The 21,787-nt window shown below is 66.4% G+C and carries 17 protein-coding genes and 5 pseudogenes; 12 read left to right on the top strand and 10 right to left on the bottom strand.

From position 1 onward, the window contains the following. Positions 1-14 precede the first annotated feature (14 nt). Complete coding sequence (gene xopG / locus E4A48_RS03725; RefSeq protein ID WP_080763346.1) at positions 15-653, top strand: XopG/HopH/AvrPtoH family type III secretion system effector; 639 nt, start codon at positions 15-17, stop codon at positions 651-653. Between the two features lie 80 nt (positions 654-733). Beyond that, on the top strand, positions 734-1,360 hold the full coding sequence (locus E4A48_RS03720; protein WP_345776674.1) for a glycoside hydrolase family 127 protein: 627 nt from the start codon (positions 734-736) through the stop codon (positions 1,358-1,360). 318 nt (positions 1,361-1,678) lie between these two features. Here E4A48_RS03720 and gpmA read toward each other — a convergent pair whose 3' ends face one another. Next, the gene (gene gpmA, locus E4A48_RS03710; RefSeq protein ID WP_142741910.1) at positions 1,679-2,428 is read right to left on the bottom strand and encodes a 2,3-diphosphoglycerate-dependent phosphoglycerate mutase; all 750 of its coding nucleotides are present in this window, start codon (positions 2,426-2,428) and stop codon (positions 1,679-1,681) included. Between the two features lie 307 nt (positions 2,429-2,735). On the opposite strand from gpmA, the gene nfi reads away from it, so the two are divergent. Beyond that, positions 2,736-3,452 carry a deoxyribonuclease V gene (gene nfi / locus E4A48_RS03705; protein ID WP_058196456.1) on the top strand — a complete coding sequence of 239 codons (717 nt, stop codon included), beginning with the start codon at positions 2,736-2,738 and terminating at the stop codon, positions 3,450-3,452. Positions 3,453-3,561: 109 nt separating this feature from the next. Here nfi and E4A48_RS03700 read toward each other — a convergent pair whose 3' ends face one another. Further along, entirely contained in the window at positions 3,562-3,954 is a 393-nt protein-coding gene (locus E4A48_RS03700; protein ID WP_039005417.1) for a hypothetical protein, read from the bottom strand. A gap of 241 nt (positions 3,955-4,195) precedes the next feature. Here E4A48_RS03700 and E4A48_RS03695 point away from each other — a divergent pair. Then, positions 4,196-4,436 (top strand): annotated as a pseudogene (locus E4A48_RS03695) (carbon starvation CstA family protein); the annotation flags it as partial. A 217-nt stretch (positions 4,437-4,653) separates the two neighbouring features. Here the strand turns inward: E4A48_RS03695 and E4A48_RS03690 are convergent. Next, complete coding sequence (locus tag E4A48_RS03690) at positions 4,654-5,028, bottom strand: hypothetical protein (protein ID WP_142741909.1); 375 nt, start codon at positions 5,026-5,028, stop codon at positions 4,654-4,656. A gap of 791 nt (positions 5,029-5,819) precedes the next feature. Between E4A48_RS03690 and E4A48_RS03685 the strand changes: the two are divergent. After that, positions 5,820-6,376 (top strand): annotated as a pseudogene (locus E4A48_RS03685) (pirin family protein); the annotation flags it as partial. 305 nt (positions 6,377-6,681) lie between these two features. Next, on the top strand, positions 6,682-7,152 hold the full coding sequence (locus tag E4A48_RS03680) for a hypothetical protein (RefSeq protein ID WP_039005420.1): 471 nt from the start codon (positions 6,682-6,684) through the stop codon (positions 7,150-7,152). A gap of 212 nt (positions 7,153-7,364) precedes the next feature. Here E4A48_RS03680 and E4A48_RS03675 read toward each other — a convergent pair. Further along, a pseudogene (locus E4A48_RS03675) lies at positions 7,365-7,619 on the bottom strand (pirin-like C-terminal cupin domain-containing protein); the annotation flags it as partial. A 117-nt stretch (positions 7,620-7,736) separates the two neighbouring features. On the opposite strand from E4A48_RS03675, the gene E4A48_RS03670 reads away from it, so the two are divergent. Both E4A48_RS03670 and E4A48_RS03665 read left to right on the top strand, forming a co-directional pair. Continuing rightward, positions 7,737-9,809 (top strand): carbon starvation CstA family protein, encoded by a 2,073-nt coding sequence (locus tag E4A48_RS03670; RefSeq protein WP_039005422.1) that lies wholly within the window; start codon positions 7,737-7,739, stop codon positions 9,807-9,809. Then, complete coding sequence (locus tag E4A48_RS03665; protein WP_039005423.1) at positions 9,809-10,033, top strand: YbdD/YjiX family protein; 225 nt, start codon at positions 9,809-9,811, stop codon at positions 10,031-10,033. Before E4A48_RS03670 ends, E4A48_RS03665 begins: the two co-directional genes overlap by 1 nt. Before the next feature lie 122 nt (positions 10,034-10,155). On the opposite strand, the gene E4A48_RS03660 is transcribed toward E4A48_RS03665, so the two are convergent. After that, positions 10,156-10,839, bottom strand: coding sequence for an HAD-IA family hydrolase (locus tag E4A48_RS03660; RefSeq protein WP_142741908.1), 684 nt, complete (start codon positions 10,837-10,839; stop codon positions 10,156-10,158). A gap of 100 nt (positions 10,840-10,939) precedes the next feature. On the opposite strand from E4A48_RS03660, the pseudogene E4A48_RS03655 reads away from it, so the two are divergent. Next, a pseudogene (locus E4A48_RS03655) lies at positions 10,940-11,772 on the top strand (XVIPCD domain-containing protein); the annotation flags it as partial. Between the two features lie 182 nt (positions 11,773-11,954). On the opposite strand, the pseudogene E4A48_RS03650 reads toward E4A48_RS03655, so the two are convergent. The 3 genes and pseudogenes from E4A48_RS03650 to E4A48_RS03640 form a co-directional block, all read right to left on the bottom strand. Then, positions 11,955-13,181 (bottom strand): annotated as a pseudogene (locus tag E4A48_RS03650) (DUF819 family protein). 166 nt (positions 13,182-13,347) lie between these two features. Continuing rightward, positions 13,348-15,417, bottom strand: a complete 2,070-nt coding sequence (locus E4A48_RS03645) for an alpha/beta hydrolase family protein (protein ID WP_142741907.1) — start codon at positions 15,415-15,417, stop codon at positions 13,348-13,350. 205 nt (positions 15,418-15,622) lie between these two features. After that, on the bottom strand, positions 15,623-17,587 hold the full coding sequence (locus tag E4A48_RS03640; protein ID WP_039005426.1) for an OPT family oligopeptide transporter: 1,965 nt from the start codon (positions 17,585-17,587) through the stop codon (positions 15,623-15,625). Between the two features lie 412 nt (positions 17,588-17,999). Here E4A48_RS03640 and E4A48_RS03635 point away from each other — a divergent pair, with 412 nt between their 5' ends. Both E4A48_RS03635 and E4A48_RS03630 read left to right on the top strand, forming a co-directional pair. After that, positions 18,000-18,365 carry a helix-turn-helix domain-containing protein gene (locus E4A48_RS03635; RefSeq protein ID WP_260608057.1) on the top strand — a complete coding sequence of 122 codons (366 nt, stop codon included), beginning with the start codon at positions 18,000-18,002 and terminating at the stop codon, positions 18,363-18,365. Beyond that, the gene (locus E4A48_RS03630; protein ID WP_039005429.1) at positions 18,362-18,700 is read left to right on the top strand and encodes a HipA domain-containing protein; all 339 of its coding nucleotides are present in this window, start codon (positions 18,362-18,364) and stop codon (positions 18,698-18,700) included. The genes E4A48_RS03635 and E4A48_RS03630 overlap by 4 nt, the downstream gene beginning before the upstream one ends. 285 nt (positions 18,701-18,985) lie before the next feature. Here the strand turns inward: E4A48_RS03630 and E4A48_RS03625 are convergent, their stop codons facing one another. Beyond that, positions 18,986-19,513: a single-stranded DNA-binding protein gene (locus tag E4A48_RS03625; protein ID WP_039005431.1), complete on the bottom strand. Its 528-nt coding sequence runs from the start codon at positions 19,511-19,513 to the stop codon at positions 18,986-18,988. Positions 19,514-19,704: 191 nt separating this feature from the next. On the opposite strand from E4A48_RS03625, the gene E4A48_RS03620 reads away from it, so the two are divergent. Then, entirely contained in the window at positions 19,705-20,703 is a 999-nt protein-coding gene (locus E4A48_RS03620; RefSeq protein WP_142741906.1) for a polyprenyl synthetase family protein, read from the top strand. A 220-nt stretch (positions 20,704-20,923) separates the two neighbouring features. On the opposite strand, the gene E4A48_RS03615 is transcribed toward E4A48_RS03620, so the two are convergent. Continuing rightward, the gene (locus E4A48_RS03615) at positions 20,924-21,721 is read right to left on the bottom strand and encodes a dienelactone hydrolase family protein (protein ID WP_142741905.1); all 798 of its coding nucleotides are present in this window, start codon (positions 21,719-21,721) and stop codon (positions 20,924-20,926) included. Between the last annotated feature and the right edge of the window lie 66 nt (positions 21,722-21,787).

The following is a 21,787-nucleotide window of genomic DNA, read 5'->3' as shown; positions in this document are numbered from 1 at the left end:
CCACCGATATCCCCATGCCCATCCAAACGAAGTATCCGGGAATTTACTCTCAGCCACTTCACGACACCGAACGGGAGCAACAGCGCTTCAATGCGGAAGTGACTGTTCATCTGGACAATCTCGGCTCGCAACCCAGCGGCAATCAGTTGCTCGATGAACTGACGGCACTGAGCAATCGACGCAGCCATATGCTCACCATCAGTGAGAAGACTCCCTCTAGGCGTGGCCCCAGGGCCGAGCCGGTGCTGTCAGGCCATCAATTGCAGCGACATCCCCGCCTGAAGAGCTATAACGAAATCACAAAAGTCGCCGGCGACCAATATGCACTGGAGAAGGACAACCGACCCAATGAGGGATCGAGCGTTGTCTTGTTATGGAGCGCCCATCAGACGAGCATGGGACTGGACAGAGACGGATATCCAACCGGCCCGACTGCAAGCAACAACGACAAAGTCAGCTTGCTGGCCCATGAGCTGGTGCATGCGAAGCACATGATGGCAGGCACGTGGAAAGGAGATCACGACGATCACGACTCTACCAGCACGGCAAGCGGCCAGGAAGAGTTGCGCGCGGTGCGTTACGGCATCGACAGCAGCGTCGCCTGGTCCTCGGCAGCGGCGGCGGCCGGCGCCAGTTCGAAATGCACCCAGTAGAAGCGTAGCGCGTCGGAGAAGCGGCCGAGGCCGGCGTGCTCTACGTGGACCTGTAGGTCGGCAACGACGTGGCGTTCGACGTGAACGGGAAGACGCTGCACCTGCAACAGCGCGGCGACTATCCGTGGCAGGATCGGATCGAGCTGACCTTGGAGTGCGAAACGCCGGTCGAAGCCGCGCTGGCGCTGCGCCTGCCAGACTGGTGCCGCGCACCGCAACTGCGACTCAACGGCGAAACGGTAGCGATCGCGGCGCACCTGCAGCACGGCTACTGCGTGCTGCGCCGTCGCTGGCAGCGCGGCGATACGCTGCAGTTGCACTTGCCGATGCCGGTGATGCGAGTCAGCGGCCATCCGCACGTGCGCCATCTGGCCGGCAAGGTCGCGCTGCAGCGCGGGCCGCTGGTGTACTGCCTGGAGCAGGCCGACAACGGCACGCAACTGCACCAACTGCGCCTGCCCGCCGACGCGGCGATCCGCACCGAACCCGGCAGCGGCACGCTGGCCGGCCAGGTGCTGCTGCGGGCCGAAGGCGAACGCCTGCACGGCCACGACGATGCGCAGGCCGACGCCATGCCGCTGTACCGTTACGACGCGCCGCCGCCGTCGCGGCAGGCGCAGACCCTGACCTTCGTGCCCTACTTCGCCTGGGCCAACCGCGGCGAAGGCGAGATGCGGGTGTGGGTGGACGCCAGCGGCGACGACTGAAGCCGCGCGCCGCGCGCTTACACCTCGGCGAGGATCGGCTGGCGCCAGCGTGCGTACTCTTCCGGATTGATCAGGACTTGCGCGCGCAACGCCTCGATAGCGCGCAGCCGCATCTCCAATCCAACGATGCCGCAGGCGGTAGCCGCGGCGGCACAGCGGCCAGGCGCGATGCTTGCGCACGCCGCTCGGCGCGCATCGCCAGCCACACCGCCGCGAACACCAGCGACGGCAGCGCCAGCACGACCGACACGCTCACAACGTGCCGAATGCTGAATCGAACACCGCATCCTCCTAGATGCGGCGCGTACCGCGCGGGTCTTACTTCGCCTTGCCCTGATTGGCCACCGCTTCGGCCGCCTTCTTCGCCGCTTCCGGATCGCCCAGATAACGATAGGACTGCACCTTCAATTCATCGTCCAGTTCGAACAGCAGCGGGATGCCGGTGGGGATATTGAGTTCCAGGATGTCCTCGCGCGAGACGCCGTTCAAATACTTGTACAGCGCGCGCAACGAGTTGCCGTGCGCGGTGACAAGCACGGTCTGCGCGGCCTTCAGCTGCGGCGCGATCGCATCGTGCCAATACGGCAGCACGCGCTCCAGCGTGGTCGCCAGCGACTCGGTGGCCGGCAAGGCGTTGCGGTCGAGCGTGGCGTAGCGGCGGTCGTGCAGCGGATGGCCCGGATCGTCGGCATCCATCGGCGGCGGCGGGATGTCGTAGGAACGGCGCCAGATCTTGACCTGCTCCTCGCCGTGCTTGGCCGCGGTCTCGGCCTTGTCCAGCCCCTGCAGGCCGCCGTAGTGGCGCTCGTTGAGGCGCCAGCTCTTGTGCACCGGCAGCCAATCCTGATCCAGTTCTTTCAGCGCACCCTGCAGGGTGTGGATGGAGCGCTTGAGCACCGAGGTGTGCGCCACGTCGAACTGCAGCCCCTCCTCGCGCAGCAGGCGCCCCGCGGCGGCGGCTTCCTGGCGGCCTTGCTCGGTGAGATCCACGTCCACCCAGCCGGTGAAGCGGTTATCCAGGTTCCACTGGCTCTGGCCATGGCGCAACAGTACGAGTTTGCGGGTCACTGCGACGGTCTCCGTTGGGGGAATGCGTAGGTTGTGCGGCCCTGGATTGTAACGGCATCGCCGTAAGCGGATGCCGAGGCAAGCACATCGCGCAGAGCGTTCGCCGGAGCGCTTCAATCCCGATGATGCCCCTGTACCTGCGGGAGCGGCTTCGGCCGCGACCGGATCTTGCTGGTGAAGCCCGGCGCGGCTGAAGCCGCTCCCGCACCAGCTCGCCAACTGCAGTACCCCAAGCCGACATGCTCCGGCAGCGGCAGCCGCACCGGCCTGCACGCCACAGCCACGACCGCGGCGTGATCATCCACGCATGGACATCGCTCCCCACAACACGGTCTTCGGCGACTGGGACGGCAGCATCGTGCAGGCGCGGGCGCTACAGGCCACGCTGGCCAAACAGGTGCGGCTGCACGACGAAGTGCCGGAGCCGCCGCGCTGGCTGGCCGGGCTCGACGTCGGTTTCGAGGACGAAGGCCGCATCACCCGCGCCGCGGCGGTGCTGATCGACGCCGAGACCCTGCAACCGCAGCAGGCCGAGATCGCCCGCGTGCCGACCTCGATGGCGTATGTGCCTGGCCTGTTGAGCTTTCGCGAACTGCCCGCGTTGCTGGCCGCGCTGAACATGCTGCGGCAGCGTCCGGACCTGGTGTTCGTCGATGGTCAGGGCATCGCCCATCCACGCAGGCTGGGCATCGCCGCGCACTTCGGCGTGGTTACCGGCCTGCCCAGCATCGGCGTGGCCAAGAAGCTATTGGCAGGACGCTACGACGAACCCGGTCCTCAGGCCGGCGACCGTAGCCCCATCGTGCACCGTGGCGACACCGTCGGCTGGGCGCTGCGCAGCAAGCCGCGCTGCAATCCGCTGATCGTCTCGCCCGGCCACCGCGTCGCGGTGGACAGCGCGCTGGCGTGGACCCTGCGCTACCTGCGCGGCTACCGCCTGCCGGAACCGACCCGCCTGGCCGACCGGCTGGCCTCGCGCCGCGGCGAGGTCAGCGTACAGGCGGCCACCGATCGCCTGCTGTGATGCGGCCGCGTTGACCGCCGCCACTGCGTCGGTCACGCGACAAGTAAGGCTGTCATGTGCATCTCGTCCAGCGCGGTCGCGCTGCGGAGGCGCCGCCGCGAAAAATGGATCAGCCCCGCTTATCGCCCGTGATGCGGCGCGCGGTGATTGTCATGTTTATCCCGTTGGGGTACGTAGGTAAGCCGACGATCCTTGCGAACAGACCGGCCAGGCCAGTACCAGGTGCGCAGTTGGATGTAGACATCGCGACAAATGTATAGATGTGGCCAGTCATCAGCGTTGGACCGATGTTTTCTTTATTTTGACCAAGCACTGGGGTACAACCTTGGCCCGGGCCGCCGTCCTCACTTGTCACCTGCACGGCCCGCACCTGGGGAACCGAGTTGAAATAGAAGATAGGCACCGTCCTGGTGGTTTGCTGCGCATTGGCCGATCCGGCGGCGAATGCTGCCATTACGACCACGGCGCTGTGGAATCTGCGGAAGTTCAAAGACATTGCCATGGTGACGTTCCTCGGGGAGAAATAAGAATGCAGAGATGATGAAGATACGCCGCGCCGGCCATTCAATGGCAACCCTGCTCCACGACGCGTCATCAATAATTATATTCATACCCCTAGCGGAAAATCTGGGCGGAACGCGCAAAATCGCAGACAACAATGGCGCAGTTTCACACTATGCGATTTCCCCCTGAGTCGCATCACGATCGGCCCCTAGATTACGTGCCGACCAAAATGCTGATCGGGCTACGGCTTCGTCGCCTCGGTGCTGCCGGTGTGGCTGCTGCTGGCACCACGGGACTACTCTGTCCACCTTCCTTAAGATCGGCACCGTCATCGCCCTGGCGATCGGCATCCTGCTGGTCATGCCTGACCCGAAGATGCCGGCGCTGACCCAGTCCGCGCACAACGGCATGGGGCCTGTATGGACCGGCGGCATCTTCCCGTTTCTGTTCATTATCCTCGCCTGCGGCGCGGTGTTCGGACTGTTGCGGCAAACGAGGCCAGCTATACCCGACCGTTGCTATGCCGCGCCTTACTCGGCCATCGTCTCGCCCCTAGAGCTTGATTGCGATCGGGTTCGCACGGGGCGGAGCAGTGACCGCGCCGTCGCACAACGCAGTACCCCCGCGCCGCGGCGCGGTGCAGCGAGGCAGGCCTCGCTGCCGTTAGACCATGTGGTGAGCGCTGTCGACGCTACCCTCACATGATGGTGATGCCGCTGCTGTAGATCACGATAGTGATGTCAGATGCGCTGGGCTGGAAATCCAAGTGAAAACCAGCCATTCCGGTTCCGGGCCTGCAGTGGGGATCAGACATGGCGATAGCCGTATAAACCACCCCAAACATCAGCGGATCGTCCGGAGTAACTATGCCATGACCGAGTTCATAGCAGCCGACACCCGACCCGCTACCGGAAAGCATGAGCGCCTTAGCCTTCCCAACATGACTTTCGATCTCAAACCTAGTTTTAGCAGTTTCCGCAGCCGCCGCCGATCCGGCGGAGAGCACTGCAGACACAGCGATAATCGGCAGCGCGGCCTTGCGGATAATATCGAATTTGGAAAAACGCAGCATGATGACACCTCAATCGAATTAAAGGAGGATGCAGAAAAAGCCAACATCAGATATATGGATATGCGCAACTTGAACAATTATCTCCAGACTCTCTCCTATCGCACCATTAAAAGATCATAAAATTGCAGACGAAAAGTGCAGCATGCCGCGCTATGCGATTTCGGCAGACGGGCATTCCATTAGCTCATACATCGTCATATTGGCGATATAGCGCTTGCAACTGGACCGCGCATGACCGGGACATGCTTGGTCGCGAGACAATCCGTCTTTCTGTAGCGCTGCGCCTGGTTGCACTCGCGTGCGAAGCTCAGCCGCTAGCGCGATCGCCGCGCGCAGCGCGACGTTGTGCAATCTGCTGAAGTTCGAAGAAATTGCCATTATCGTTGTTCCACTCCGAGGAAAGCAGGTGAAATGGCGGGAGGTGGGAATGAAGAGCCACTAAGCGCCGGTCACGCATGGCGACTCGGACCACGCGCGGAGGACCATATTCATACACCACGGGCGCAAACATCCATTTCGAATGCGAAAAATATTATGCAAGAACGCACTGTGGAATTTTTCCGGAGTCGCATTGTGATTGGGCATCGCCTTACAGGTGCCGCGGTCGAACGTCCGCATGCACCAGCGCGTATCGGCACGGCACATGGCCGCGTCAGCGCCAGCGCGCGCCCAGGACAGCCCGTATTGCGATCGCGACCGATAGCATCCGCCGCCCATGCGACGCTTCACTTTCGTTTCCTTGTCTACGCGAACGCTGCCATGCCCACCCTGATCGCCCCCGCGTCCACGACATCGCCCATGCCGAGCGCATGCCCGCGCCGCTGCGCACGCAGCGGCATCCGCTGCATGGCATGCAGACCTGGGTGGCGCTGCCGAAGTCGGCCGAGGAAACCGCGCCGGCGTTCTACCACCACGCAGCCGCCAGCCTGCCGCAGCAGCGCCGCGCCGGGGTGTGGGCTGCGGGTGCTCGCCGGCCGCGCCTACGGCGAGGAATCGCCTGTCACGGTGTTCGCCGACACGCTGAACGTGGCGCTGGACCTGGACGCGGACGCGAAGATCGACCTGGACACTGGGCCACATGCAGCGCTCGCTGTACGTGCTGGAAGGCGAGGCGCAACTGGACGGTGCGGACATCCCCGCGCGCGGCCGGCTGCGCGCCAAGACCGCGCTGAAGGCGATGCTGACGGGCGGCGAGCCGCTGGACGGGCCGCGCCATCTGTGGCGGAACTTCGTGTCCAGCTCCACCGATCGCAACGAACAGGCCAAGCGGGACTGGCGCGAAGGCCGCTTCGGGCTGATCCCCGGCGACGCCCAGGATTTCATCGCGCTGCCAGAGTCGGGCAAATAGCGCCTACCGGCGCGATGCCGCTGGCGACGCGGCCGTGGCCTGCTCCGCATCCAGTCAAACGCCTGCTGTTCTAACGCCGGATCGGCCGCAGTTCAAGCTGCATCCCAATTGTCAAGTGTCGCCAGCTGGGCTATGGTTCGAACAGCGGCCGGGTAACTGCAGCCGCACACTGGGACACGCACTGCGTAAAGGCATGCACTGCACGCGGATCCCGCAACGGACTGAGGGTGACGTGCCGGCCGGCGTCGGCGTGCGCTGAAGATCGCTGCCGCCGCATTGCGGCGGCGCGCATTGGGATATCGCGAATGAAGGTTGCACACTGGCTCACCGGCCTGTCGCTCCTGCCTGCCGTGCTGGCGGCGGCCACGGCCATGGCGCAGCAGGCGCAGAACTGCCCGCAACTGCCGCCGCAGTCCAATCTGCAGTGGAGCGAGCGCAGCGACAAGGGCTTCATCGTGTGCCGCGCGACGGCCGCCGACGGCCGCCAGGTGCTGGGCATGATGCTGACCTCGCGCGACCCGAACATCCCGCTGGCGCGCAACCTGCGCGAAGAGAAAGGCAGCATCGCCGGCGAGAGCATGCACTGGTACCGGCCCGATCTGGGCGGCGTGAACGCACCGGGCCTGGCCTCGCGCCGGGTGACCGTGGTCGAGCTGAGCAAGCACCACTACGCGCAGGTGTGGATCGACGCCGGCGATGTGCAGGAACTGCAATCGCTGCAGTCGCTGGTGCAGGGCCTGGATATGCGCCCGACCAGCGTGGCGCTGGATCGCTGAGGCAGGCAACAGCCTTTGTAGTAGCAACTGTCTTCAGCCGCGACGAGCGGAGTGGTGAATGTTCCGAACCGGCATGCAGTCGGGACTGAAGTCCCTCCCACAAGATGCCTCGCAACTCCGCGGCGCCGGTAGGAGCGACGTCAGTCGCGACGAGCGCAGCGGCGCACCCTCAGGCTTCGGGAGTTGTCGCGGCTGAAGCAGCTCCACAGGTTTCATGGCGTGTCGATCGACACCCCAAGCCGCTGCAACCGCCCTTCCCGGAAATCGACGAAGGCCTGCACCAGCGCCTCACGGGTGTTCACCACGAACGCGTGCCGCGCCACCGGCTCGCGCAGCGGGCGGCCGGCGACCAGCATCGGCCGTGCGCCCGCATCGCCGGCCTGCCGGTGCAGCCCCTGGCCGCCGCCGGACACGGCCAGGAGCTGCACCGGCAGCGCGCGCCCTCGCCCAGCGTCGCAACGCCCGATGCCATCGCCCAGCGCCGCAGACTACGACCAAAGGACTAGGGCCATTACCTGCCCCGGCATTGACCCCCCAGGCCATCGGGGCGACCCTTGCGGGAATCTCGTGGGGGAGCGATCTGCATGAAAGGAGTTTCCAAACTGGCCTGGGCCGCGCTCGCAGTGCTGGCGGCGTTGTGCCTGGGCACCGTCGCCCTGCGCCGCGGCGAACACATCAACGCGTTGTGGATCGTGGTCGCCGCGGTCTCGATCTACCTGATCGCGTATCGCTTCTACAGCCTGTTCATCGCCACCAAGGTGATGCAGCTGGACCCCACCCGGGCCACGCCCGCGGTGCTCAACAACGACGGCCTGGATTACGTGCCGACCAACAAGCACGTGCTGTTCGGCCACCACTTCGCCGCCATCGCCGGCGCCGGGCCGCTGGTCGGGCCGGTGCTCGCCGCGCAGATGGGCTACCTGCCCGGGCTCCTGTGGCTGGTGGTCGGCGTGGTGTTCGCCGGCGCGGTGCAGGACTTCGTGGTGCTGTTCTTGTCCAGCCGCCGCAACGGCCGCTCGCTCGGCGACCTGGTGCGCGAGGAGATGGGCCAGATCCCCGGCACCATCGCCCTGTTCGGCGCGTTCCTGATCATGATCATCATCCTGGCGGTGCTGGCGATGGTGGTGGTCAAGGCGCTGGCGGAGAGTCCGTGGGGCATGTTCACGGTGATCGCGACGATGCCGATCGCGATCATGATGGGCGTGTACATGCGCTACATCCGCCCCGGCAAGATCGGCGAGATCTCGGTGGTCGGGCTGATCCTGCTGCTGGCCGCGATCTGGTTCGGCGGCAAGGTCGCCGCCGATCCGACCTGGGGCCCGGCCTTCACTTTCACCGACGTGCAGATCACCTGGATGCTGATCGGCTACGGCTTCGTCGCCTCGGTGCTGCCGGTGTGGCTGCTGCTGGCGCCGCGCGACTACCTGTCCACCTTCCTCAAGATCGGCACCATCATCGCCCTGGCCATCGGCATCCTGGTGGTCATGCCCGACCTGAAGATGCCGGCGCTGACCCGGTACGCGCACAACGGCATGGGCCCGGTGTGGACCGGCGGCATCTTCCCGTTCCTGTTCATCACCATCGCCTGCGGCGCGGTGTCCGGCTTCCATGCGCTGATCGCCTCCGGCACCACGCCCAAGCTGCTCGCCAACGAAGGCCATATGCGCTACATCGGCTACGGCGGCATGCTGATGGAGTCGTTCGTCGCGGTGATGGCGCTGGTCGCCGCCTCGATCATCGAGCCGGGCGTGTATTTCGCGATGAACGCGCCGGCGTCGATGGTCGGCAGCGACGTGGTCGCGGTCGCGGCCAAGGTCAGCGAATGGGGCTTCGCGATCACCCCCGAGGTGCTTGAGGCCACCGCCCGCGACATCGGCGAGACCACCATCCTGGCCCGCGCCGGCGGCGCGCCGACCCTGGCGGTGGGCATCGCGCAGATCCTGCACCAGCTGTTGCCAGGCGAGAACATGATGGCGTTCTGGTACCACTTCGCGATCCTGTTCGAGGCGCTGTTCATCCTCACCGCGGTCGATGCCGGCACCCGCGCCGGGCGCTTCATGCTGCAGGACCTGCTCGGCAACTTCGTGCCGGCGCTGAAGCGGACCGAATCGTGGAGCGCCAACATCATCGCCACCGGCGGCTGCGTGGCGCTGTGGGGCTACCTGCTGTACACCGGGGTCAAGGATCCGTACGGCGGCATCCGCACGCTGTGGCCGCTGTTCGGCATCTCCAACCAGATGCTCGCCGGCATCGCGCTGATGCTGGGCACGGTGGTGCTGTTCAAGATGAAGCGCGACCGCTACGCCTGGGTGACCATCGTGCCGGCGCTGTGGTTGCTGATCTGCACCACCTACGCCGGGCTGATCAAGATCTTCGACCCGAATCCAGCGCAGGGTTTCCTGGCGCAGGCGCACAAGTTCCAGGACGCGATCGCCAGCGGCACCCTCACCGCGCCGGCAAAGACCGTGCCGCAGATGCAGCAGATCGTCACCAACGCCTACGTCAACACCGGGTTGACCGCGCTATTCCTGTTCGTGGTGTTCTCGATCCTGATCTACGCGGTCAGGACCATCCTCGCCGCGCGCCGCAACCCGCAGCGCAGCGACAGGGAAACCGGGTACGTGGCGCTGCAGCCGCACCAGATGGCGGACGTGTGATGACGACCGAACTGGTTCCGGTCGGGCACTACCAGGCGCACCGCCGGCTATGGCGGCGCCTGGTGCAGACCGCGCGGCTGTGCTGCGGCATTCCCGACTACGACAACTATGTGCGCCACGTGCTGGAGAAACACCCCGACCGGCAGCCGATGGACTACAAAACCTTCTTCCGCGAACGCCAGGAAGCGCGTTATGGCGGCAAGAGCGGGTTTCGCTGTTGTTGAAAGGCCGGGGGCGGGGATGGGTGGCAGCGCTGACGCGCACAGTTTCGGCGCCGACGAGAGCCTTTGTAGGAGCGATTTCAGTCGCGACGCGCGTTACCGGTGACGCTTGTCGCGGATGATCGCTACACCGCCGCGCGCACCAGCTCGGCGTAGACCTGCGGCAACTGCCGCATATGCGCCATCACCGCGGCCACGCCGAGGTGGCGCAGCGTTTCGGCATGCCCCGGCGGGATATGCGCGGCGCCGGTGAAACCGATCACGGTCATGCCCGCGGCCAGCGCGGCACTGGCGCCGGCGGCGCTGTCCTCGATCACCAGGCACCGCGGCGGCGCCACGCCCAGCGTGTGCGCGGCCAGCAGATACACGTCCGGCGCCGGCTTCGGCCGCGCCACCATGTCGGCGCTGAAGATGTGGCCGTTCACCCGCTCGGTCAGGCCGGCGCGCGCCACCGACGCCACCACGCTGTGGCGCTGGCTGTTGGAGGCGACCGCCAACGGCAGCGGCAGCGCCAGCAAGGCGTCGCGCACGCCGTCGATCGCTTCTACCTCGGCGGCGATCAACGCCTCCGAACGCCGCTGGATCTGCTCGAACAGGCCGGGCGGCAAGGCCACCGCGAAATGCCGCTGCACCCGCTCCACGATCGCGCGCGCGGTCTGGCCGAAACTGCCGGCGAGGTAGGCCTCCAGCGCGGCCCGCGGCACATAGGCGCCCAGCGTATCGAACATGACCCGGTCGGCCAGCACCTCGCTGTCGACGAGTACGCCGTCGCAGTCGCTGATCAGCAGGTCGAAAGGGGTTGCGGTCATCGCAAGGGCCTCGGCGTAAACCCGCATTATGCCAAGTTGCGCATGTATGCCGCCTGCCGACCCGGACGCTTCGCCGCGATCGGGTGACTCCGCGCTCCCGGTGGGCTTTGGCGACGCGCAGTACGCCGCGGCGATCCAGCTCGGCAGCCAGGCCAAACAGGCGTTCGGCCAGGAGCTGATGATCTCGGGGCATTCGCTCGGCGGCGGCCTGGCCGCGGCCTCGGCGATGGTCAACGACGTACCAGCGGTCACCTACAACGCCGCCGGGATCAACGACCGCACCCTGGAGCGCGAAGGCCTGGACGCGTCGGCGGCCAAGGCCTATACCGCCGACGGCCTGATCCGCGGCTACCACGTCAAGAACGAACTGCTGACCCATCTGCAGGAAGACAGCATTCCGCTGAAGTGTGCGCTGCCCGATGCCGCCGGCCATCTGATCCAGCTACCGGACCCGGATCCGCTGTCGTTCGGCCAGTGCCTGCTGCCGTGGATGATGCTCAAGCATCGCCTGGACCTGCACGGCATCGATTCGGTGATCAAGGCGCAGGACCTGGCATCGCAGAGCCACGCGCAGACCCAGGACCACGCACTGCCCACCGGCAGCCGCCTGTTCAACAACGAGGTGGTACGACTGGACGGCTCGGCCTGCACGACGATGCGCAGTTGCTCAAAACCGCCGCCAGCGCCGCCGTGCGCGCGGGCAACGACGGGCTGCAGCGCATCGACCAGCTGCTGCCCAGCCGCGACGGCGACCGCCTGTTCGCGGTGCAGGGCCGCGCCGACGACCCGGCGCACCTGCGCAGCCAGGTGCAGACCGCGGCAGCGGCCAGCGAACCGGCGCAGGCCAACGTCGGTCAGTTGCAGCCGCAGAGTTTGCAGGCGAATGCGCCGCAGCAGGAAGAGCAGCAGCGCCGCGTGGCGCTGCAGCAGTAGGCACATCTGTCATGGTGCAGGCCGGCCAGCCTGCGCCCTTCGGGTCCATACCGGTTCCACTTCACCGAAACCAGGGTGCTTGCTGTGGGAGCGACTTCAGTCGCGACGGGCTTTACCGATAACGCCCATCGCGACTGAAGTCGCTCCCACATTCTTCTCCAGGCACATCGCTGAGCCCGTGTTCACCCCGCTCCTGCCTTCGCGCGCAAGGTCATCCCGACCAGATAAGCCAGATAGCTGCCGGTGGCATAGCCCATCGTGCCCAGCAGCACGCCGACCGGCGCCAGCGCCGGGTGGAACACGGCGGCCACCACCGGCGCCGAGGCCGGTCCGCCGACGTTGCTCTGCGAGCCGATCGCGAAGATAGAAGAACGGCACCCGCAGCAGCTTGGCCAGCGCCAGCAACAGCAGGATGTGCACGCACAGCCAGATCAGCCCGAGCAGGGAGATCCATGGCCGGCCGAACAGCGCCAGCAGGTCCATCTGCATGCCGATGCAGGCGATCGGGAAATACAACAACAGCGAGCCGATGCGCGAGGCGCCGGCCCCTCCAGCGTGCGTGCGCGGGTGAAGCTCAGCAGCAGGCCGAGCGTGGCGGACAGCACCACCCCTCATACGAACGGCGCGCCGAGACTGAACTGCCTGGCCAAGGCGACGTTGGCTGCGAACCAGGCCGCGGTCGGCGCCGCGATGGCATGCGCCAAGCCGACCGCACCGAACGCGACGCCGACGATCAACATCAGGTCGGTCAGGCTGGCGACGCGTCCGTGCTGCGCCTGGAACTGCGCGATGCGCTGTTTCAGGTCGTCGATGCCACGGGTGTCGGCGCCGCTGCGCGCATTGATCGCCGCCGCGCGCGGGGCCAGGAAGATCAGCAAGGCCATCCACACGTCGCCGGCGCCGACATCGACCACCGCGAACTGGCCGAAGGTGGTGGCATCGACGTCGAACACTTCGCGCATCGCCAGCATGTTGGCGCCGCCGATCCAGCTGCCGGCCAGTGCGGCCATGCCGGCCCAGGTATCGCCGGCCACCGTGGCCGGATGCAGCCATTTCATCAGCTGGAACGCGACCACCGCGCCGAGCATGATGCTGAAGGACGCGCCCAGGTACATCGCCACCAGCGTCGGCCCCAGGCGCAGGATGCCTTTCAGGTCGACGGTGAGGGTCAACAGCACCAACGCCGCCGGCAGCAGCAGGTCGCGCGCGACCGAGTCGTACAGGCAGTTGTGCTACCCGTCGATCAGCCCGACGGTGTTGTAGATGCGGGGAATCAGGTAGTACAGCAACAGCACCGGCACCACGCCGTAGAAGCGCTTCCAGAATCCGCGCGGCCGCGCCGCGGTCCAGAACACCGCGCCGAGCGTGGCGGCGATCAGGCCGAAGATGATGATGTCGTTGTGGATCATGGTGAACCGGGACTCGCGACCGGGGACCGGGGACCCGGAACAGCGCAACAACGCGGCCGGACATCGGGCAGCGCGCACCCAACCGGATATCGCCCCTGTCCGTCAGCTAAACGCGCCATCCGCAACGGTCAGCGCTGTTCCAGGTCCCTGGTCCCTGGTCCCGGCCTCACTGCCCGATATGCTGCTTCAACCACCCATTCACCGTGTCGTGCCACAGGATGCTGTTCTGCGGCTTCAGCACCCAGTGATTCTCGTCCGGGAAGTACAGGAACTTGGATTCGATGCCCTTGCGCTGCAGCGCGCTGAACGCGGCCAGGCCCTGCTCCACCGGGATGCGGAAATCCTGCTGGCCGTGGATCACCAGCATCGGCACCTTCCACGTGTCCACGTGCAGCACCGGGTTGAACTTCTCGTAGCCAGCCGGGTTCTGCCACGGCGTGCCGCCGTTCTCCCACTCGCTGAACCACAGTTCCTCGGTGGCGTAGCCCATGGTGCGATTGTCGAACACGCCGTCGTGATCGACCAGGCACTTCCACGGCTGGTTCCAATTGCCGGCCATCCAGTACACCATGTAGCCGCCGTAGCTGGCGCCTAGCGCGCAGGCCTTGTCGCCGTTGAGGAACGCGTACTGTTTCTGCGCCGCGGCCCAGCCCTTCTGCAGGTCTTCCAGCGGACGTTCGCCCCAGTGCTGGCTGATCGCATCGGTGAACGCCTGGCCGTAGCCGGTGGAGCCGTGGAAATCGATCATCACTACCGCATAGCCCTGGCCGGCATAGGTCTGCGGATTCCAGCGGTTGCTCCAGCCGTTGCCGAAGCTGCCCTGCGGACCGCCGTGGATCAGGAACGCGACCGGATAGGTCTTGCCCGGCTGGTAGTTGTACGGCTTGACCACGTAGCCGTGCACGGTCTCGTCGTTCCAGCCCTTGAACTGGAACTGTTCGTAGTCGCCGAAAGCCACGTCCGGCAGCTGTTCGCCGGCGCTGGCGGTGAGCGCGCGCGGATGCTGGCCGTCGGCGTCGGCGACGAACACCTGGTCGCCGCTCTTGAGGCTATTGAGGGTGTAAGCCAGGGTGCTGCCGGCGAACGTCGGCGCACCGACGTGGCCGTCGGCGACCACGGTCGCGACCTTGCCGCTGGCGACATCCACCGCGAACAGCGGATGCTGGCCAATGTCGTCGGCGGTGGTGTAGACGGTGGCGCCGTCGGCCGAGAGCACGATCTCGCCGGCCGAACGATCCCACTGCGGCGCGATCTCGCGGGTCTTGCCGCTGGCCACGTCCATCGCCATCAGGCCGAAACGGTCGGCTTCGAAACCGGGGCGCTTCATCGCGCGGTAGTACAGGGTCTTGCCGTCGGCGGAGAACACCGGGCCGGCGTCCCAGGCCGGGTTGGCCGCGGTCAGGTTGACCGGCGCCGCCTTGCCCGCCGCGTCCAGCCGGTACAGGTCGAAGTTGGTCGACCACGGCTCCGCGCGCCCGGCCACGCGCACGCTGGCGACCAGCGACTGCCCATCCGGGGCCCAGGTGTAGTCCTCGCTGCCGCCGAACGGCTTGGACGGGATGTCGCCGGCCAGGGTCACGCTGATCGCCGAGGCGCCGAGTACCGGCTTGGCCTTGGCGTCGCCGGGCAGCGGCGCCACAAACAGGCTGTTGCGGCGGCCATCGTTCCAGGTGTCCCAATGGCGCACGAACAATTGGTCGAACACCACGCCGCTGGCCTTGGCGTTCTTCTTCGCGTCCAGGCGTTTTTGCGTGCAGCCCAGGTCCGAGCCGCAGTCCTGGAACACGCCGGCGCTGAAGGCGACACGGTCGCCCTGCGGCGCGACGTGGTAGCTGTCCACGTCCAGCGCGAAATCGGTGAGCTGGCGCGGGGCGCCGCCGGCCAGCGGCAGCGCGTATAGCTGCTGGCGGCCGGACTTGGCACTGAGGAAGTACACGGTCTTGCCGTCGGCCGACAGTTCCGGCGCATTGACGTTCCAGCCGTCCGCGATCAGCCGCTTCGGCGGCGCCGCATCGCGGGTGCGCAGATTGCGCAGCCACAGCCCGGTACTGGCCTTGTCGCCGGCCTTGTCTACCTGCCGCTTGACGAAGATCAGCGTGCCGCCATCGGGCGTCAGCAGCGGCGAGGACACCCGGTCCAGCGCCACCATGTCGCGGACGTCGAAACCGCGGGTCGCCGCCAGCGCAGGCAGCGCGGTCAGCAGGCACAGGGGCAGCAAGGCGTAGCGCAAGGTCATCGGGTGTCTCCGGAATACGGCAAAACGTCGATGGTAGGTGGGCGGGTAGGCGCGGTGCAAAGGCATGAAGTCATGGAGGGGCCGGGATTTGGGATTCGGGATTCGTGAAAGCGGTGTGGCTGCGCGTTTGATCGCTTGATCGTGCTGGAAACAAGAAGCCCGGCGCTGGGCCGGGCTTCTTGTAGTGCTTGGCGGGGGACTGCGCCTAAGCCGACGGCGGCAGCGGTGCGGTCGGCTCGCCCTTCCTGCCGGTGCGGTACAGCAGCCAGCCGACGAAGGCGAGCAAGGCCAAGCCGTACCACTGGTTCAGATGGAAGGCCGCAGGCAGCGCCAGCACGTCGGCGTGGCCGGAGACCACGATCGGTACGGCGATGGCGATGCCCATCAGCGCCTCGCCGGTGATCAGGCCGGCGGCGAACAGCGTGCCTGGACGGTGCACGCGGTCGCGACCTTCCTCGTCGTCGGCGCGGATCCTGTGGACGCGCTCGACCAGGTAGGTGATCAGGCCGCCCAGGAAGATCGGCACCATCAGTTCCAGCGGCAGGTAGATGCCGATCGCCGCAGCCAGCACCGGCACGCGGAAGCGCTTGCCGGCGCGCTTGAGCCACTCGTCCAGGGCGATGATCGCCGCGCCGACGCCGGCGCCGATCGCGATCATCGTCCATGGCAGTTCGCCGCCGAACAGGCCCTTGGCCACCGAGGCCATCAGCGTCGCCTGCGGCGCGGCCAACGAGTTCGGATGCTCCGGCGTCGCCGCGCCGATGCCGTAGGCCTGCGCCAGCAGGTTAAGCACCGGCGCCATGATCAGCGCGCAGGAGAACGCGCCGATGGCCAGCATCAGCTGCTGCTTCCACGGCGTGGCGCCGACCAGGTAGCCGGCCTTCAGATCCTGCAAGTTGTCGCCGCCCACCGCTGCAGCGCAGCACACCACAGCGCCGATCATGATCGCGGCGACCGCGCCGATTGGCGAGTCGCGCCCGAGCAACAACACCAGCACTGCCGAGGCGAACAGGATGGTGGAGATGGTGATGCCCGACACCGGATTGTTCGAGGAACCGATCAGCCCGGCCAGATAGCCGGACACCGACACGAACAGGAAACCGGCGACGATCATGATGATGGTCATCGGGATGCTGACATGCCACTGGCCGACGATCGCCTGGTACAGGCCCAGCAGCGGCAGCGTGCACAACAGCAGCGCCACCAGCATCCACTTCATCGGCAGATCGCGGTCGGTCTCGGCGACCACCGTGCCGGCGGTGCTCTTGCGCGCGGCGGCGAAGCCGCTCTTGACCCCGGAGAACAGCGACTTGCGCAGCGAGAACAGCGTCCACACGCCACCGATCAGCATCGCGCCCACGCCCAGATAGCGCACCTTGGCCGCCCAGATGGCGAACGCGGCCTCGGCCGCCGGCGCGGTGGCCAGGCTCTGCGCCAGCGCCGGATCGGAGCCCATGAAGAACTGCTGATACAACGGAATGGCGATGTGCCAGGACAGGATCGAACCGGACAGCACCACGATACCGACGTTGAGCCCGACGATGTAACCGACGCCCAGCAGCGCCGGCGACAGATTGGTGCCGACGTAGCCGACCAGCTTGCTGCTGCCCAGGTAGGTGGCCTGCGCCCAGGTGTCGGGAATCACGTTCAAGCCGCTGGCCGCGGCCAGCTTGACCAGTCCGCCGATGCTCGCCGACAGCGCCAGGATCTTCAGTCCCGGTCCCGGGTTCTCGCCGGCCTTGAGTACTTCGGCCGCGGCCTTGCCTTCGGGGAACGGCAGCGGATCCTCGACAATCATCGAGCGCCGCAGCGGTACCGAGAACAGCACCCCGAGCAGGCCGCCCATGCCGGCGATGCCGAGCACCCACCAGTACTTGAAATCCGGCCAGTAGCCCATGATCACCAGCGCCGGAATGGTGAAGATCACCCCCGCGGCGATCGACGAACCGGCCGAGGCGCCGGTCTGTACGATGTTGTTCTCCAGGATGGTGCCGCCGCCGAGCAGGCGCAGCACGCCCATCGACACCACCGCCGCCGGAATCGCAGTGGCGATGGTCAGGCCGGCGAACAATCCCAGGTAGGCATTGGCGGCCGACAGCACGACGGCCAGCACGATCGCCAGCACGACCGCACGGAAAGTGAGCTGACGCGGCGCAGCAGCGTTGTTCATGGTTACCCCTGAAACGACAAAAACGTTTTGCACGCTAGCGTCTGAGCCCAGGCAAGTCCAGCGCCCCGGCGCCCAGCTTGTGGCACATGTCTGGAAGGCGGTGATTGGGGATTCGTAGATGCAGCGTCGCCCGGCGGCCGATGGTGAGCCCCTCTCCCACCGGGAGAGGGATTTGGGTGAGAGTGCGGCGCGCGCGCAGCGAAAGCGGCAGGCACGGGCACGCCGAGCTGCTTTTCTAGCCAGATGCGAACGCACTTGAGCAGGTAGCCCTCCCTCGGCATGGGCAACGCACTGTGTAAACGCCTGCGCCTGCCGCGCTCGCAAAATTCCTTACAAATGTGAGGATTTCTGCCGAAATTCGTTTGCCGCAATGGAAATCCTTACAGAAATAAGGATTTGCCAGTGAGTCCTGATGATCGAAAGGATTTATCCAAATATTCTTTACAATCAACAGGATAAGATCGGTAAGTATGGTGTGGATGCGGTGAATCCGCACGAAAATGAGGATTCCACAATGAAGATCAGGCTGGACAATGCGGAAGCATTGGGTCCACTGGTCAAGGCCATGCGCAAGCACCAGGGCTTGCGCCAGGACGCCACTGCCGAAGACATCGGCGTGAGCGAGAACTTCCTGGCCAAGGTCGAGCGCGGCAGCGGCACGGTGCAATGGGGCAAGCTGTTCGCCGTGCTGTCCGAATTGGGCCTGCACGTCGAGATCGATGTTCCCGACAGCGTCATGGACGCGTCCAACCAGCGCAAGCGGGCGCGCACGCGATGAGCCGGACGCCGCAGCGCCTGCACCCGGAGCACGCGACGCTGGCATGGCCGATCCTGGGCGTGGAGCGATTCGGCGACATGAACTTCGCGCACATGGTGAAGGCGGGCGAAGCCATGGGACTTCCGCGGAAAGCCGCCGCGAATCTACTCGAACTGCAGCGGTCGGCGATCCTGGACGAGGCGCAACAGCTGCTCAACCAGGTGGACGCCGAAAACGCCCAGTTGTTGAAACACTCCCCGGACCTGGATGCCACGCTCGCCGACGAGATGCGCTGTTTGCGTGCGATCACCCACAACGTCGTCAAGGAAATGGCCGAGCGGCTGTCGCCGCGCTGAGTCCGGTCGCCAGCAACGGCGCTGCATCGCCGCCCGCCGCGGCTTCTCGCAGGAAGCCGACTCCGCTTCTTCGGAGCAGCGCTGCATCGTCCAATCGTCGCGTGGGCGATCGGACTCCAGCCCCTGCGCTGCATCGAGTGAACCTCGCCATCCCAGCTACGCCCCCCCCCCCCCGCATCACTGTTCGAAGGCGGCCACGGCACCCGAAATCGCGCGCGGGCATAAAAAAAGCCCGCTTCTGCTGGGAGACGCGGGCCGAGTTCCGAGGCGAGACGGATGTTCGGCTCAGAACGGGATATCGTCGTCCGCGAAATCGTCCATCGGCGCGGACTGCTGCGGCGCCGGCTGCTGCCGGCGCGGCGCATAATCCTGGCCACCGCCGCCCTGCGCGCCGCCGCCCTGGTTCGGGCGTTCCTGGCGCGGCGCGGCAGCACGCTGCGGGCGATCGCCGCCCATGCCGGCACCACCACCGCCGCCTTCGCGGCCGCCCAGCATCTGCATCTCGTCGGCGACGATGTCGGTGGAGTACTTCTCCACGCCGTCCTGGCCGGTGTACTTGTCGTAGCGGATCGAGCCTTCGACATAGACCGAGCTGCCCTTGCGCAGGTACTCGCCGGCGATCTCGCCGAGCTTGCCGAAGAACACCACGCGGTGCCATTCGGTGCGCTCCTGCTGGTTGCCGTCCTTGTCCTTGCGCACGCTGGTGGTGGCCAGGCTGATGCGGGTGATCGCCATGCCGGCCTGGGTGTACTTGGTGTCGGGGTCGTTGCCGAGGTTGCCGACGAGGATGACTTTGTTGATGCCGCGGGCCATGGAATTCTTCCGTTCGGGATGGTGAACCCGCTCGGGCGCGGGCATGTCGGATAGGGTTGCCAGTTCGGGAACGGGCGATGACAGTGAATTATAACGGGCTGGCGGCGGATATCAGCCCGGCCCCGGTTCAGGCGTAGGACTTGCCCGCACCGGCGGGCCTATAATCCCTGCATTCCTCCTAGTCCGACCGCATGAGCCTCGCCGAAGACCTCCGCCCCGCCCTGGGGCTGCCTCAGATCCAGGCGCTGGCCGCGCCCGACATGAGTGCCGCCGATGCGCTGATCCGCCGCCGCCTGGCCTCGGACGTGATGCTGATCAACCAGATCGCCGAGCATATCGTCTCCGCCGGCGGCAAGCGCCTGCGGCCGATGCTGGTGATGCTGGCCGGGCGCGCCTGCGCCGGCGGCGGACCGGTGCACCACCAGTTGGCGGTGATCGTCGAATTCATCCACACCTCGACCCTGCTGCACGACGACGTGGTCGACGAATCGGACCTGCGCCGCGGCCGCAGCACCGCCAATGCGCTGTGGGGCAACGCGCCCAGCGTGCTGGTCGGCGATTTCCTGTACTCGCGCAGCTTCCAGCTGATGGTCGAGCTGGACGACATGCAGGTGATGCGGCTGCTCGCAGACACCACCAACCGCATCGCCGAGGGCGAGGTGCTGCAGCTGTTGCATGTGCACAACCCGGATACCGACGAGGCCGCGTACCTGCGGGTGATCGAGCGCAAGACCGCGGTGCTGTTCGCCGCCGGCACCCGGCTCGGGGCGATGGCCTCGGGCGCGTCAGAAGACGTGCAGCAGCGCCTGTACGACTACGGCATGCACCTGGGCTATGCGTTCCAGATCGCCGACGACGTGCTCGACTACACCGCCGACGCCGCCGACCTGGGCAAGAACCTGGGCGACGACCTGGCCGAAGGCAAGGCCACCCTGCCGCTGATCCACGCGATGGCGCACGCCGACGCTGCCACCCGCCAGCGCCTGCGCCACATCGTCGAACAAGGCGATGCGGAGGCGATGCCGGAAGTGCTGGCGGCGATCCAGGCCAGCGGCGGACTCGACTACAGCCGGCGCCGCGCTGCCGAATACGCCGCCGCCGCCGAACGCGCGCTGGACGGCCTGCCGGAAAGCGAAGCGGTGGCCGCACTGCGCGGGTTGGCGCGTTACGCGGTCGAACGCAGGCATTGATCCGGCGCGCTGTGCGTGCCGGACCGGATGATCAGCCATTCGGCTGTGGAAAGCGGGGATGGGGGATTGGCAGAAGCGGCTTGGTCGCGCCTTTACGATCATGGCATTCGACCGCCGAACGGCTGGTCAGCGCAAATCCCTGACCACAACCCCGGGGGTTGTTGCGCTGAAGGACGGGACCCGCTTTTGCGAATCCCGAATCCTCAATGCCCGATCCCTGCTATTCGCCAAACCGCTCCTCGAAGAAATCATGCAGCATGCGATAGGCACGTTTGGCTGCGCGCGGGCTGTATTGGCAGCCCGGCGGACTGTTGGCGTCGGCCTCGGCGAAGCAATGCACTGCGCCGCTGAAGTTGACGAACTGCCAGTCGGCGCCGGCACCGTTCATTTCCTGCTCAAAGGCGGCGATGTCGTCGCGGCTCACGCTCTTGTCGTCGGCGCCGTTGAGCACCAGCAGCGGCGTCTTCGCGCTGCCTGCGGCGGCCGGTGACGGCGTACTCAGGCCGCCGTGCAGGCTGACCACGCCCGCCAGCGGCGCGCCGGCGCGGACCAGTTCCAGCACGGTGGTGCCGCCGAAGCAGAAGCCGACCGCGCCGATCCGCGCAACGTCCAGCGGCGCCTTGCCGGCCTGCGCCTTCAGCACCTCGACCGCTTTCAATGCACGCGCGCGCAGCGTCGCCGGATCCTTCTTCAGCGCACCGGCGAACTGCCCGGCCTCGGCATCGTTGGCCGGGCGCTTGCCCGTGCCGTAGACGTCGGCCAGCAGCACCACGTAATCGTCGCCGGCGAGCTGCTTGGCTTTTTCGATCGCCGAGGCGTTGACCCCGCGCCAGTTCGGCACCATCACCAGGCCCGGGCGCTTGTCGTTGTCTTCATCGTCGTAGACCAGCACGCCGCTGAAGCTGTCTTTGCCGACCTTCCATTCCACCGGCTTGGCCTGCATTGCGGCCAGCGCCGGCAACGGCAGCGCCAAGGCCAGGCCCAGCAGGCCGATCCACCGCATCGAACGAGTGCGCATCGCGTCTCTCCCATCGGAACCAATCGGCAGTCTAGAACGTTTTCTTCCAGCGATTCGCCCACTTGT

Source organism: Xanthomonas translucens pv. cerealis (genome assembly GCF_006838285.1).
GTDB lineage: Bacteria > Pseudomonadota > Gammaproteobacteria > Xanthomonadales > Xanthomonadaceae > Xanthomonas_A > Xanthomonas_A cerealis.
This window is presented reverse-complemented; position numbering and strand designations above follow the sequence as displayed.